The following is a 554-nucleotide window of genomic DNA, read 5'->3' as shown; positions in this document are numbered from 1 at the left end:
CCGGTCACCGCGCAAAACGGTCCGGTCACCGTGACCCTCGACAGTGGCAAAGTGATCACCATTGCCGAAGGCCAGAGTTCCGGCACCCTGCCGGTGACGGTCGGCAACGACCTCTACAAGGGCCCGACCACCGTCACCGAATCCATCAAGGACGCGGTGGGTGGCAACCTCGAGTCCATCGATCCGATCAAGGCCCCGGTCAGCACCACGGTTACCGATGTCAACGACACCACTACGGTGACCTTGACCGCGACCCCGAGCGTGGACGAAAACGGCACCATCACTTACACCGCCACGCTGACCGACAAGAACGGCACCCCGGTCACCGCGCAAAACGGTCCGGTGACCGTGACCCTCGACAGCGGCAAGGTCATCACCATCGCCGAAGGCCAGAGTTCCGGCACCCTGCCGGTGACGGTCGGCAACGACGTCTACAAAGGTCCGACCACCGTGACCGAGTCGATTAAGTCGGCCGACGGTGGCAACCTGGAGCTGGTGTCACCAAACACAACGCCAGTAACCACCACGGTCAATGACGTCAACGACACCTCCAC

General features: G+C 62.6%; 1 protein-coding gene. It reads left to right on the top strand.

All coding sequences use genetic code 11. From position 1 onward, the window contains the following. Nucleotides 1-554: immunoglobulin-like domain-containing protein (locus AC1RDQ_RS28530; RefSeq protein WP_492588760.1), on the top strand; the 554-nt coding region annotated here is incomplete at both ends.

This window comes from Pseudomonas sp. GW823-FHT02E01, from assembly GCF_058797535.1.
This window is presented reverse-complemented; position numbering and strand designations above follow the sequence as displayed.